10 protein-coding genes are annotated in these 13,635 nt (G+C 68.9%); 5 read left to right on the forward strand and 5 right to left on the reverse strand.

The window, feature by feature from the left end:
• The 3 genes from H609_RS13415 to H609_RS0110190 all read left to right on the forward strand — a co-directional run.
• Positions 1-345 (forward strand): integrase core domain-containing protein (locus H609_RS13415; RefSeq protein ID WP_038036249.1); only part of this gene is annotated, 345 nt, incomplete at its 5' end.
• A gap of 157 nt (positions 346-502) precedes the next feature.
• Positions 503-1,888 (forward strand): magnesium transporter, encoded by a 1,386-nt coding sequence (gene mgtE / locus H609_RS0110185; protein WP_028484896.1) that lies wholly within the window; start codon positions 503-505, stop codon positions 1,886-1,888.
• A gap of 83 nt (positions 1,889-1,971) precedes the next feature.
• Positions 1,972-2,628: a TorF family putative porin gene (locus H609_RS0110190; RefSeq protein ID WP_028484897.1), complete on the forward strand. Its 657-nt coding sequence runs from the start codon at positions 1,972-1,974 to the stop codon at positions 2,626-2,628.
• A gap of 260 nt (positions 2,629-2,888) precedes the next feature.
• On the opposite strand, the gene ispG is transcribed toward H609_RS0110190, so the two are convergent.
• The 3 genes from ispG to H609_RS0110205 form a co-directional block, all read right to left on the reverse strand.
• Positions 2,889-4,106 carry a flavodoxin-dependent (E)-4-hydroxy-3-methylbut-2-enyl-diphosphate synthase gene (ispG, locus tag H609_RS0110195; protein WP_028484898.1) on the reverse strand — a complete coding sequence of 406 codons (1,218 nt, stop codon included), beginning with the start codon at positions 4,104-4,106 and terminating at the stop codon, positions 2,889-2,891.
• Positions 4,107-4,407: 301 nt separating this feature from the next.
• Complete coding sequence (locus tag H609_RS0110200; RefSeq protein ID WP_028484899.1) at positions 4,408-5,559, reverse strand: hypothetical protein; 1,152 nt, start codon at positions 5,557-5,559, stop codon at positions 4,408-4,410.
• A 22-nt stretch (positions 5,560-5,581) separates the two neighbouring features.
• The gene (locus H609_RS0110205) at positions 5,582-6,436 is read right to left on the reverse strand and encodes a hypothetical protein (protein WP_028484900.1); all 855 of its coding nucleotides are present in this window, start codon (positions 6,434-6,436) and stop codon (positions 5,582-5,584) included.
• A 152-nt stretch (positions 6,437-6,588) separates the two neighbouring features.
• Here H609_RS0110205 and H609_RS0110210 point away from each other — a divergent pair, with 152 nt between their 5' ends.
• Together H609_RS0110210 and H609_RS0110215 are read left to right on the forward strand one after the other, a co-directional pair.
• Positions 6,589-7,224, forward strand: coding sequence for a TIGR02281 family clan AA aspartic protease (locus H609_RS0110210; RefSeq protein WP_038036251.1), 636 nt, complete (start codon positions 6,589-6,591; stop codon positions 7,222-7,224).
• A gap of 70 nt (positions 7,225-7,294) precedes the next feature.
• Complete coding sequence (locus tag H609_RS0110215) at positions 7,295-8,626, forward strand: MFS transporter (protein WP_028484902.1); 1,332 nt, start codon at positions 7,295-7,297, stop codon at positions 8,624-8,626.
• Positions 8,627-8,940: 314 nt separating this feature from the next.
• Here H609_RS0110215 and H609_RS0110220 read toward each other — a convergent pair whose 3' ends face one another.
• Positions 8,941-12,129 carry an efflux RND transporter permease subunit gene (locus H609_RS0110220; RefSeq protein WP_028484903.1) on the reverse strand — a complete coding sequence of 1,063 codons (3,189 nt, stop codon included), beginning with the start codon at positions 12,127-12,129 and terminating at the stop codon, positions 8,941-8,943.
• Complete coding sequence (locus H609_RS0110225; RefSeq protein WP_028484904.1) at positions 12,126-13,382, reverse strand: efflux RND transporter periplasmic adaptor subunit; 1,257 nt, start codon at positions 13,380-13,382, stop codon at positions 12,126-12,128. Before H609_RS0110225 ends, H609_RS0110220 begins: the two co-directional genes overlap by 4 nt.
• Between the last annotated feature and the right edge of the window lie 253 nt (positions 13,383-13,635).

The raw sequence follows: 13,635 nt of genomic DNA on the forward strand, positions 1-13,635 counted from the left end.
TACTACGCCACCCTGGGGATCACCATCCGACGGGTCCTGACCGACAACGGACCCTGCTACCACGCCCGGGCGTTCAGCCAGGCCTGCCGCCGACTGGGCATCCGCCATCGCCGCACCCGGCCCTACACGCCGCGAACCAATGGCAAGGCCGAGCGCTTTATCCAGACCGCCCTGCGCGAGTGGGCCTACGCCTTCACCTACGCCACGTCAGAGGAGCGCAAACGCCATCTGCCCCGATGGATCCACGACTACAACTGGCACCGCCCACACGGTAGCCTGAACAAGCAGCCACCCATCAGCGTCCTCGGTCTACCTGAGGACAACCTTGTGAGACTCCACATCTAGCCCGGAAATTCACTGCGGGGCAGTGAGCAAAGTAAAAGTGTGTTCGGCTCGCTGATGGGGGGTTTGTAAAAGACCGCCACCAGCGGTCACGGGATTCTTTTGTCTTTTGTGATGCCCCGCGTGCGTTTTTTATTTTTTAAGCACAAGGAGCATTGCAATGAACGACAAGATCCTGGAAATGATTCATGCCGGCGACGTGGGCGCTGCCCGCGACGAGATGATCCATCCGGTGCCGGCTATCACCGCCAATCGCCTGTCCGAGCTGGACCCGCGTTCGCGCTGGGTGATTCTGGAGGGCGTGGATACCAACGAGCGCCGCGCCATCTTCCTGGCGATGGACGATGAAGAGCAGGCGATCCTGTTCGAACACATGCCCGAGCCGGAGGCGCGTGAGCTGGTCCAGGCCCTGCCGGCTTACACGCTGGCGCGGTCTTTGACGCTGGTGGGCAAGGCCCTGGCGGACGATCTCCTGAATGCCCTGCCCGGGGCCAAGCGCGACAAGGTGCGTGCCCTGTGGCGGCAGGACGAGGACACCGTGGCCCGCGTGATGCGGCGCCCGGTGTTCTGGGTGACCCCGGAAGAGACCGTTGCCGAGGTCACTGCCCGCCTGCGTGGGGATCGCAACATGCCGGACGATGTCGGGGCGGCGCTGCTGATTACCGATCGCGACCATCACTACAAGGGACTGGTGCGCCTGGGCCGCATGTTCCGCGCGGAGCCCGACCAGGCGGTCGGCGAGCTGATCGAGCTGGAGGACTTCTGCACCACGCCCGACGGTGACAAGGTGGAGGCCGCTCGCCTGCTGCAGCGCACGGATCTGCCGTACCTGCCGGTGGTGGATGCCGATGGCGTGCTGGTGGGTGTGCTGCGCATTGACGATGCAATGGATGTTCTCGAGGAGGACACCTCGGAGGACTTCTACAAGAAGGCGGGGATCGGTGATCTGCTGCATCACAAGGATGTCGTGCGCTCGGAGAAGCTGACCTCCGGCGGAATTGGCTATGCGGTCAAGGTGCGCATGGCCTTCCTGATGGTGACGCTGGCCGGCGGCTTGGCCGTGGGCGGGGTGATCGACTTCTTCGAGGACACCCTGGCGGCGGTGGTCGCGCTGGCCATCTTCATCCCGCTGGTGATGGACATGGGCGGCAACGTCGGCACGCAGTCGACCACGATCTTCGCCCGCGGGCTTGCCCTGGGGCATATCAACCTGGGTCGCTTCTTCCGCAACCATCTGGTGCGCGAGGGGGGCGTGGGCCTGGCCATGGGGGTAATCATGGCGGTGCTCGCCGGGACGATCGCCTACTTCTGGCAGGGTGCGCCGAATGACATCCCGCAGCTGGGTTTCGTGGTTGGCACGGCGCTGTTCTTCTCGGTGTTCACCGCCTCGATCCTGGGCTTCCTGCTGCCGTGGGTCCTGTTGAAGATCGGGGTGGACCATGCGCCGGGGGCGGACCCGTTCATCACCACCATCAAGGATTTCACCGGCCTGGCTGTGTACTTCGGCATGGCCGCCTGGCTGCTGAGCGCGCACATGCCGGCCTGAATGCCGGGGAACCCGAACCGTGTTGCCGGAGACAGAATCCGGCAATACGGCTGCAAAGAACGTTTGATAGAAGAGGAATCGACATGAACCATCGCAACTTCCAGCGCGGCGTGCTGGCCGCCACCGTGGCCGGGGTCTTCGCCTTCGGCATCCCGGCCATCCAGGGCGCCGAGGCCGAATTCAACATCGGCGTGTTCACCGACTACATCGATGATGGTGCGTCCAAGTCCGACAACGACCCGGTGGTGCAGGGCGGCTTCGAGCTGGGCTTCCCCACCGGCGTGTTTACCGGCGTGCAGGCCTCCACTCTTGGCAGTGGCCGCGGCAGCGAGATCGCCCCGTTCGTCGGCTACGGTTTCGATGCCGGCCCAGTCGGCATCGAGTTTGGCTACGAGTACTTCCACTACTCCAGCCTGGATGACGAAGACGAGGGCGAGCTGTTCCTGGGCGCCGACTGGGGGCCGCTGTTCGCCGAGGTGGCGTATGTCGCGCACGCCGATGATCGCGATGCCGAGGGCAGCCGCGTCTGGTTCGTCGGGGCCGGGCACGAGGTGGCTCCGCGTACCGAGCTCTTCGGCGGACTGGGCTATGACGATCCTGCCGATGACAACGGCGCGAAGTTCTGGGAGCTCGGCGCGGCGCACGCGACCGACTTCGGCACCTTCTCGCTGACCTACGCCTCGCGCGACGAGAGCGGCGCTCAGGACCTGCTGGTCGGCGGCTACACCTACAACTTCTGACCCACCGCCCGCGTCGGTCCGGCGCAGGTTGGTTTTTCACCACGAAGCACACGAAGGCACGAAGGAGATCAAGGTCAAGGGCTTTTGCACCACAGAGTGCACGGAGAAAGGTCGATAGGGGGGTTGAACCGTTTCGCTGTGCTCGGCGGGTTTGAGCCCCATCCAAACCTTCTTTGGATTTCTCTGTGTTCTCCGTGCCCTCTGTGGTGCGATCGCTTTTCTTCGTGCCTTCGTGTGCTTCGTGGTGATTATGGATTTTTCTAGCCGTAGCGGCGTTCGATGTAGGCCTCGACGCGGGCCTGGAATTCTTCGGCGATGCGTTCGCCCTTGAGCGTCACGGTCTTCTCGCCGTCCTCGTACACCGGGGCCACCGGCTGTTCGCCGGTGCCGGGCAGGGAGATGCCGATATTGGCGTGCTTGCTCTCGCCGGGGCCGTTGACGACACAGCCCATCACCGCGACGGTCATCTTCTCCACACCCGGGTACTGCTGCTTCCAGGTGGGCATCTGGTGGCGGATGTAGGACTGGATGTCCTGCGCCAGGTGCTGGAAATACTCGCTGGAGGTGCGGCCGCAGCCGGGGCAGGCGACCACCGACGGCAGGAAGCTGCGCAGCCCCATGCTCTGCAGGATCTCCTGGGCGACCAGGACCTCCTGGGTGCGGTCGCCGCCGGGCTCCGGGGTCAGCGAGATGCGGATGGTGTCGCCGATGCCCTGCTGCAGCAGCACGGCCAGGGCGGCGGTGGAGGCGACGATGCCCTTCGCACCCATGCCGGCCTCGGTCAGCCCGAGGTGCAGCGGGTAGTCGCAGCGCGCGGCCAGGTCCTGGTAGACGCTGATCAGCGGCTGCACACCACTGACCTTGGCCGAGAGGATGATGCGGTCATGCGGCAGGCCGATGCGTTCGGCCTCGGCGGCGCTCTCCAGCGCCGAGGCGATCAGCGCCTCCTGCATCACCGCCTCGGGCGCGGCCGGCTCGGCGCGCTGGCTGTTCTCGTCCATCATCCGCGCGAGCAGGGCCTGGTCCAGGCTGCCCCAGTTCACGCCAATGCGCACCGGCTTCTCAAAGCGGATCGCGGTCTCGATCATCGCGGCGTACTGGGCGTCGCGCTTCGAGCCGCGGCCGACATTCCCGGGATTGATGCGCAGCTTGGCCAGCGCCTCGGCACACTCCGGGTACTTGGTCAGCAGCTTGTGCCCATTGAAGTGGAAGTCCCCGACCAGCGGCACCTCCAGCCCCATGGCCTCCAGGCGTTCGCGGATCTCCGGCACCGCCTTTGCCGCGTCCTCGGAGTTCACCGTAATGCGCACGACCTCGGAGCCGGCGCGCGCCAGCTCCGCCACCTGCACGGCGGTGCGCAGGGCATCGGCGGTGTCGGTGTTGGTCATCGACTGCACCATCACCGGAGAATCGCCACCGACGGTGACGTTGCCGACGCGGACGGGGACGGTCTTGTGGCGGGTGGGGATCGTGTTCATGTTGAGCTACGCGGGCGCGGGAAAACGGTGCGCGGAGTGTAACGCAGGCGTGCGCGACTGCCGAGAAGCTGCAGGCCCCGTAATGTCCCCGCTGGACGGCGCCGGGGTGTCCACGGAGGTCGCCACGCGCCTGCGGCGCTCGCGATGACGGTGCTCCTTGCCCCCGTCATTGCGAGGCCCCGCCAGGGGCCGTGGCAACCTCCGGACGAAACCCCCGACGTCTGCCCAGGCCGACGCCGGGGCCACCCGCGGAGATCGCCACGTCGCTGCGCTCCTCGCGATGACGGTGCTCGTTTTCCCGTCATGGCGAGGCCCCGGAGGGGCCGTGGCCATCTCCGGACGCAACCCCCGACGCTGGTTCTGGTCGGCGCCAGGGGCGGAAGGTGTTCTCGACGGAGGCACGACTGGCCGCGTGGCGGGCCTCCACGCGCTCGGCGATTGCCTGCTGCAGCGCCTGGCGGGTCTCGGTCTCCAGTGCGTCCAGGGCCTCGTGCAGGGCCTGTTCCAGGTCCTCGCGATGGCGGGCCTCGTCGAGTCGCAGCAGCAGCCAGTCGACACCGATGATGGTGGCCCCGGCGGCCGTGATGCCGCAGCCCAGCGAGAACGGTCCGCTCCAGGCGCAGACCCCGGCGCCCAGGGCCCCGGCGCGTCCGGCGCGCCTCAGGCTGCGGGCCAGCCCCGCCTGGGTGGCGCGGGCGGCCAGCCGGGCCTGCACGGCGCGGGCGATCAGCGGCGTGGCCAGGCCGCTGCCGGCGGCGGCCGTGGCGGCCAGGCCGGTGCGCTGATCGAAGCGCTCCAGGTCGATGTCCAGGGCCGTATGCAGGGCGTGGCCGCGTTCGATCTCGACGCTCGAGGGGTTCGCGGCGCGGGGCGGCGGATTCGGGATGCGGGCATCCGCCAGGCGGTCGGCCAGGTCCAGGCGCCAGGCATCGCGTACCTGGCGCTGCTGTTCGTCCAGCCCCCATTCGACGCGGGTCGCGAGTGCCTGCAGGGGCGCGTCCCAGAGGGCTTCCGGCAGCAGGCGTTCGCGCAGCATGCCGGCGCCGGTATCCGGGTCGGCGTCGCCCAGCCACCGGACGCCGCGTTGCCACAGCCGGGTGTATTCCGCGCCGAGGGAGTAGTACCCGTCCACGACCTCGGGGACACGGTCATGGAGGGCGGCGAAGCGGGCCTCGAGTTCCGCGTCCACGCGGGTCTGCCAGTGCTCGCGGGCGGCGGTGTCGCCGGCCTCCAGCCACTCCAGCGTGTAGCGCTCGAGCGCGGTGAGGCGCTGGTGGTCGAGCTGGTAGCGCTGCTCGCCGAGTTGCAGGGTCAGCGCGCCGTCCGCGTCCCAGTCGCGCGGCTCGTGCTGACTGGCGAGCCAGAGCAGGGCGAGACTCGCCAGCAGGGTCATGCAGAGCCACAGGCCGGCGTGGGCTGAGCTGGAGGTGGTGTGCGCTGCCGGCGTGGTCATGGGTCGGTGGCTCCGGACCCGACTACTCGATCACGGGCGCGTTGCGCGGATCGCCCAGGGTGTCGGTGGCCGGTCGCAGCGGCAGCAGGCCGTTGGCCAGCAGCAGGAACCCGGCCGCGAGGAAGGCCTGTTCCGCAAGCACCAGCAGCCACCCGAGCAGGGCCGGCAGGGACTCCACGCCCTGCGGGAACCACTGCTGTCCCAGCCACAGGCGCAGGCCGTCCTGCGCCGCGGCGAGCTGCAGCCCGGCCTCCAGCAGGTGACTGCGCGCGGCCTCGTGATGCACCAGGAACCACACCGCCTGTTCCAGTGTGGCGCCGGTCAGGTCGGGATAGCGCGCCTGCAGGGCCAGGATCAGCAGGGCGACGATCAGCAGGAGTCCGGTGAGGCGCAGGGCCCCGCGGCGGGCCAGCTCCGGGGCGAACCGGGGATGGGCGTGCCCGCGCAGCAGTCGGGCGAACAGGGCCTCGCCGGTCACCAGGACGAAACCGGCGACGAGGAGCGCGGCCCAGACCTCCTGCGTCGGGATGCGCGCGAGGGTGATCAGCAGCAGGCCGCCCAGCAGGGCACCGATGACCAGGTGGCGCAGGGCCATCAGCGGGCCGCCGCGCAACCGCCGGGGCCACTGGCTGGTGGGCTCCAGGTAGCCGCGCAGGAACGCCGCGCGCCGCACCCGATGACGGCGGAAGCCGCCATGGGCGATCAGCAGGGTCACAGCGATCCACAGCGCCACCACGCCGGCCTCCGGCAGAACCCGCAGGTTCATGTGCATCAGCCACAGCCCGATCACCAGCAGCGTCAGGGTGAAGGCATGGCGCAGGGCGATGTGTCGGGCAGGGTTCGGGCTGGGTTCGGTGGGCGTGGAAGATGGCGACACGGTGGCTCCATGGCGATGTGCACGTCCCGATGGTAGCAGGCAGCGAGGCCCGCGCCGCCACGCAACGTATTCCGGTTTCGTTCAGGCGGATGCGCTATAACGGCGGCATGTTTCGATGCTCTCTTCACGAGCGGTGGCCTGGATCCGCCGCGATGCTGCTGCTGGCGTGGCTGCTGCTCGGCTGGCCCTCCCCGCTGCCCGCGGAGGAGTTGCGCCTGCATGCGGTGTTCGGGGACCGCGCGGTGCTGTCGCGGGGCGACGAGCGGGCGGTGGTGGCCGCCGGCGAGACCGGGCTGGGCGGTGTCCGGGTCCTGCGCACTGGCCCCGGGATGGCCCTGGTGGAGTATCGCGGCGAGCAGCGCGAGCTGCGGGTGCAGCCGCGGCCCGCGCCGGCCCGCCCGGATCCCTCGGCGGGGGAGGCTGCAGCGGTTCGGGTGCACCGCGATTCGCGGGGGGATCACGCCGTTACTGCTGGCCTGAACGGCACGGCGGTGACCCTGGTGGTCGACCCGCAGGCCGACTCCGTGCTGCTGCGCGCTTCGGATGCCGGGCGCGTCGGGATTGATCCCGACCAGGGGCGCTCGGTGCGCTTTCGTGACGAGCGCGGCACACGGCATGGCCAGCGGGTGCGCATCGACCAGCTCCAGGTGGGGGGGCTGCGGCGTGCGGGGGTAAGCGCGATCGTGCTGCCGGACGGCGACCTGCCGCGCTCGCGTCTGGGGCGCAGCTTCCTCGAACACTTCGCGGTCGAGCGCGATGGCGACGCGCTGGTGATCCGGGATCGCTGAGGGCAGCATGGATCAGTGTTTCCCCGAGCTGCGTTAGCATGGCGGCCGTCACGCCCACCAGGATGCCTGCATGCCGCTGATTCGGCGCCACCCCGAGGACGCCCCCGCCCCGCGCCGCGAGATCTTCGGCTGGGCGATGTTCGACTTCGCCAACCAGGCCTACACGCTGCTGATCATCACGGTGATCTTCGGCGATCTGTTCACCCGCATCATCGTCGGGGATGCCCCGGACTATCGCCTGGGCAACCTGCTGTGGAGCCTGGCGCTGGCGATCAGCTACGCCATGGTGGTGATCGCGGCCCCGTTCGCCGGGGCGGTGATGGATGCAACGGCCTCGCGCAAGCGCTTCCTGATGGCCTCGTGGATCCTGACGGTGGTGACGACGGGGCTTTTGTATTTCGTCGAGCCGGGGCTGGTGCTGTTCGGCATGGCGCTGATCATCGCCTCCAACTTCGGCTACGCGATCGGCGAATCCTTCATCGCCAGCTTCCTGCCGAGCCTCGGGCCGCCGGAGAAGCTCGGCTGGATCTCGGGGCTGGGCTGGGGCATGGGCTATATCGGCGGGCTGATCGCCACCGCCTTTGCCCTGGGCCTGCTGGGCGAGGTCAGCGCCGAGAACTTCGAGCGTATCCGCTGGGTGGGGCCGTTCGCCGCGGTGTTTTTCCTGATCTCGGCGATTCCGACCTTCCTGTTCCTGAAGGAGCGCGGCACGCGCCGACGCATGCACCGGCGCATGCAGCTGGGGCTCGGCTGGCGGCGGGTGCGCGAGGCGCTGGTCACGCTGGGGCAGCGCCGCGAGCTGCGTGCGCTGTATGTGTCCATCTTCTTCATGATGGCCGGGATCTACATCATCATCTCCTTCACCTTCATCTACGGCTCGCAGGTGATCCAGTGGGACGAGCCGGTGCGCATCGCGATGTTCGTGATCACCCAGGTGACCGCGATCATCGGCGCGATCGGTTTCGGCTTCCTGCAGGACCGTGCCGGGCCGGTGCGGATCTATCGGCTGACCCTGGCGCTATGGGCGCTGGCGGTGCTGGCGATCTTCGGCACCACGACCATCGCGCAGTGGCTGAGCGCACTGCTGGGCCGGCCGGTGGAGGCGCAGATCGTGTTCCTCGGCGTGGGGATTGTCGCCGGGCTGTGCCTGGGCTCGGCGCAGTCGGCCGGGCGCGCGCTGGTCGGGATGATGGTGCCGGTGCGTGAGGCCGGGCGCTGGTTCGGATTCTGGGCCCTGTCGGCGCGTGCCGCCGCGATCTTCGGGTTGGCCGGGATCGGGCTGCTGCAGGTCTGGCTGGGGCTCGCCAATGCCATCCTGTTCTGCCTGTTCCTGTTCCTCGCCGCGCTGCTCGCCTCCATCCCCGTCCACCTCGCCGACCGCCGCCGCGCCAGGCCCGTTTGATTCACCACGAAGCACACGAAGGCACGAAGAAGGGCGATTGGACCACGGAGGACACTGAGAGCACAGAGAAAATCAAAGAAGGCTTCGGCCCGGCAGGAAACCGTTGGCAAGAGAAACGCACGAATGCCCTGCCACTGGCCAGACTGGATCACTCACCGTCCTTCTCGCACCAGCGTTTGGCAACCTCTCTTGATCGCCCTCGCATTTCTCCGTGTCCTCCGTGTCCTCTGTGGTGCAACCCGCCTTTGACCTTGACCTGGCCCTTCTTCGTGCCTTCGTGTGCTTCGTGGTGAAAATATTGGGCCGGAAGCGTGTTAGTCGGTGGCGTGGTGGGTAAGGGTGGCGCCGCGGTCGAAGCGGCCTTCGTAGAGGCGCAGCAGGGCAGGGATTACGAACAGTACCAGCACGGTGGCAACCGCCAGGCCGAACACGATGGAGATGGCCATCGGGATCAGGAACTGGGCCTGGACCGAGCGCTCGAACAGCAGCGGAGTCAGGCCGGCGATGGTGGTGACCGAGGTCAGGATCACCGCGCGCAGGCGCTGGCAGGCGGCCTCGACGATCGCCTCCTGCAGGGCCAGTCCGGCCTCGCGCAGGCCCTGATAGAAGCTGACCAGGATGATGGAGTTGTTGACCACGATCCCGGTCAGGCCGAACAGGCCGAACAGCGACAGGATGGTCAGCTCCACGTTAAGGATCCAGTGGCCCAGCAGGGCGCCGAGGATGCCGAACGGGATGATCGCCATCACGATCAACGGCCAGCCCCAGGACCCGAACACCCAGGCCAGGGTGATGTACATCAGCCCCAGCGCCAGGACCAGGCCCGTGCGCATGTCGGCGAAGGTCTCGGCCTGGTCGGCCGCGCGCCCCTCGAACGAGTATTCGATGCCGTAGCGCGCCGCGAGGTCGTCCAGCGGGCCGTCTTCCAGCGCCGCACGGATGCGCGCGGCGTTGTTCACGCTGCGGTCGACCTCGGTGGAGACCTGGATGGCCAGCCGGGTGTCGGCATGGCGCAGGGTCTCGAAGCCCTGACGCGAGCGCAGGTCCACCACGCTGCCCAGCGGCACGAACTCGCCGCTGGGCAGGCGCAGATTCAGGCGCTCCAGGCTCTCGCTGGAATGGCGCTCGGCATCCGGCAGGCGCACGCGCACCTCCACCTCTTCCAGCCCGTCCTGGTAGAGCTGGGCGAGGTGGCCATCATAGGCATCGCGCAGCTGGGCGCCGACCGATTCGGTGGTCAGGCCCAGGGCGCGACCCTCCGGCTTGACCTGGAACACCAGTTGTTCGCGACCGAACGGGGTGTCGTCCTGGGTCGCGAAGGTGCCCGCAAAGTCGTCGAAGATATCCGCCAGTTCCAGTGCCGCGTTCTTCAATACGTGCGGGTCATCGCCGGTCAGGCGCACCTCCAGGTCGCGTCCGGGCGGCCCGGTCTGGCGTTCGTCGATGCTGAAGTTCTCGATCCCGGGGGCCTGGCGCACGCGGTCCTCCCAGGCCTGGATGAACTCGCGGTTACGCACTTCGCGCTGTTCGGGAGAGACCAGCTCCACCTGGATGTTGCCGAACTGGTCGCCGCGCGGGGCGTTGCCGTCGCCGGGATCGATGCCGCGGCCGAGCCGGGTGACGGAGGCGCGCACCAGGTCGCCGCCCAGGGCCTCCTCGGTCTCGGCCAGGGCCTCCTCGACGTGGATCAGGAAGGCCTCGACCCGCTCCGGCGGTGTGCCGGCGACAAAGTTGACCCCGGCGTTGACGATGGTGCCCTCGGGCGACGGGAAGAAGGTGAAGCCGATGCGTCCGCTGGCCGCCAGGCCGATGGCGAGGATCAGCGCGCCGACCGCCAGCGCCAGGGTGGTGCCCGAGTGGTTGACCGACACGGTCACCGCGCGGCGGAAGGCGCCGTTGCGGAAGGTCTCGAAGCCGTTGTCGAAGCGCTCGCGCAGGCTGCCGGCGCGCGGCGGCTGGAGTCGGTGCATCACGCCTTTCAGGTGCGCGGGCAGGATCAGGAAGGCGATCAGGAGCGTGGCGACGATCACGCAGATCACCACCAGCGGGATGTCGAACAGGATGTTGCCGATGATGCCGCCGATCAGCATCAGCGGCAGGAAGGCCGCCACCGTGGTCAGCGAGGCGGCGATCACCGGCCCGACCATGCGCCGGGCGCCGTCGCGCGCGGCACGGCTGGCCGAGAGCCCGCGCTGGTGCAGGCTGTAGGCGTGCTCGGAGACCACGATCGCGTTGTCGACGATGATCCCCAGCGACATGATGAAGCCGAACAGCGAGATCATGTTGATGGAGCCGCCGACCACCCACAGCACCACGAACGCGGCGGTAAAGGCGATCGGGATGCCCAGCGCCACGCGCAGGGCGATATGCCGATTGAGGAACAGGAAAAGGATCCCCAGCACCAGCAGCAGGCCGCCCAGGCCGTTCTTCAGCAGCAGGGTGATGCGCTCGGACAGCAGCTCCCAGAAGGCGTCGGTCACCTGCAGATCGACACCCGGAGGCAGGGCGGGGCGTGTTTCTTCCAGCCAGTCCTCCAGCACCTGCGCGGCCTCCAGTGAGTCGCCCGTCTCCGAGCGCAGCAGCTGCATCTCGATCGCGCGCTGGCCGTTGGCGCGGGCGCGCACCTGGCCGTCGCGGTGGCGCAGGTCGAGGGTGGCAATGTCGCCCAGGGTCAGGCGTCCCAGTTCGCCGTCGCCGCGCAGGACCAGCCGCTCGAAGCTGACGATGTCGCGGGCCTGTTCCAGGCTGCGGATCTGGCGCGCGGTGTCGTCGCGGCCCACCGAGCCGGCCGGCAGGTCCTGAGCCATCGCGCGGATCTGCTCGGCGATGTCCGCCAGCGTCATGTCCAGGCGATAGAGTGTCGCCGAGGGCACCTGGACGGCCATCTCGTCTTCGGTCAGGCCGGTGAACTCGATGCGCGCGATGCCGGCATCCAGCAGCTCGCGCTCGAACTGACGCGCGAGGATGCGTAGCTGCTGGGGGTCTTCGGGGCCGGTCAGCAGCAGCCGTGCCACCGGCTCGTAGCGGATCACACGGGTGACCACCGGGGTCTCGGCCGCTTCCGGCAGGTTGCGCTGCTGGTTCACGCGGTCGTTGACCTGCTCCAGCGCCAGGGTCATGTCGGTTCCGGCCTCGAACTCCATGGTCACCACGCCGATGCCCAGTGCCGAGGTGGAGGTCATGTTGCGCAGGCCGTCCACCGTGCGCAGGTCCTGCTCCAGCGGGTCGACGATGGCGCGCTCGACATCCTCCGCGCTGGCCCCGGTCCAGGGCACCTCCACGGTGATGAAGTCGAGCTCGAAGTTGGGGAAGAACTGGGTGTTGAGCTTGGTCAGGGCAAAGGCCCCGGCCAGCAGCATCAGCGCGATCAGCAGATTGGCCGCGAGGCGGTGTTCCAGGAACAGCTGGATCGGCCCGCGCGGGGGCCGGTCAGGGTCCTGCGCGCCGCCCCCGGGCATCGGCTGCCCGGATGCCGGCGAGTTGCCGGGTTCCGCTTCGCTCATCGACCGGAATCCTGCTGTTCCACCTCGACCCGCAGGCCATCCACGGCATTCGGCAGGCGTGTGGCGATCAGGGTGTCGCCGGCGGCGATGGCGTCACTGCGGATCAGCGCGAGGGTATTGCCGTCCGCATCGATGAAATCGCCCAGGCGCTCGACCTGCAGCGACTCCAGGCGCCCGTCCACCACTCGGAACACGCGGTCACGCCCGAACAGGGACTCGAATGGCACCGCGAGGCTGTCGGGTTCCTCCGGCAGTTGCAGGCGCAGTTCGACAAAACGATTCAGCGGGAGTTGTTCGCCGCCGGAGCGCACCTCGAACACCCCGCGCATCCCGGCGTCGCCGGCACGGGTCTCGCCCTCCAGGCGAACCAGTTCGGTCTCGACCGTGTGGCCGGCGACCTGTGCGCGGGCGGGCAGGGGCGTGTCTCCCTGCAGCAGGCGTTCGACCCGGGCGATCAGGTGTTCCGGGAGGCTGGCGCGGATCTCCAGGTCATCCACCGCGAACAGTCGCAGTAACGGGTCTCCCGGTCGGGCGCGCTCGCCCGCGGCGGCGTCGACCTCCACGATACGTGCGTCGAAGGGCGCGCGAATGGTCGTGCGTTCCAGGTCGATCTCGGCCTGGGACTCGGCGGCGCGGGCACGTGCCAGGCGGGCCTCGGCCTGGGCCCTGCGCATCGGGGCGTCGGCCACGGCCTGCTCGCGGTTGTCCACGGTGATGCTGGCCTGCTGCAGCCGCTCGCGGGCGGCATCGAGATCCGATTCCGAGCCGAGGTTGCGCTCGCGCAGGTCGCGGGCGCGCTCCAGCCCGCGTTCGGCGATCGCCAGGAGTTCGCGCTCGCGTTGCAGGGCCTCGCGGTCGAAGCGGGCGCGCAGCTCCTCGCTTTCGACCGCGCCCTCCAGCTCGCGCCGCTCGGCCTCGCGCTGGTCCAGCAGCAGCCGGGCCTCGCGCGGGTCGATTTGCACCAGCGTGTCGCCGGCGGCCACGCGCTGGCCGGCGCGCGCCGGCACGGCTTCGATCTCGCCCTCCACCGCGGCGCGCAGCTGGGCATCGCGGGCGGAGCGGCTGCGCCCGTTGAGGATCACCCCCGGCCGGTGCGTCCCGGGCTCGACGGTCACGCCCTGTACCGGCCAGGTGCGCTCGCTGGCCTCCGGCGGCGGCGCCTCGGGCCCGGTCGCGCGCAGGACCATGAAGCCCACCACGGCGACGGCGAGGATCAGGACGGGAAGAAGGGCTCGGCGGAGGGCGCGCGGCATGGGCGTCTCGTTTGTGGCTTGGCAGTTCGGTGGGGCGGGTGCGGCCCGTCGCTTGGAGGCACCTGCGGGCCGGAGGTTCCCTTCGCGGGCGTTATCGTACCACCGCGGTTTGTGGGGGAACCCCCGCGGTTGCGGTCGGTCCCCAGGGAAACACTGATGAATGTACACGCTCGCGCTCGAGTCGCTTTTGCGTGCGAACAAGGCGCGGTGACTGCCGTGCAGTCATTCTGCACAAGGGAGCCGCAACGCCGTT

The organism is Thioalkalivibrio sp. ALE17 (assembly GCF_000425605.1).
GTDB lineage: Bacteria > Pseudomonadota > Gammaproteobacteria > Ectothiorhodospirales > Ectothiorhodospiraceae > Thioalkalivibrio.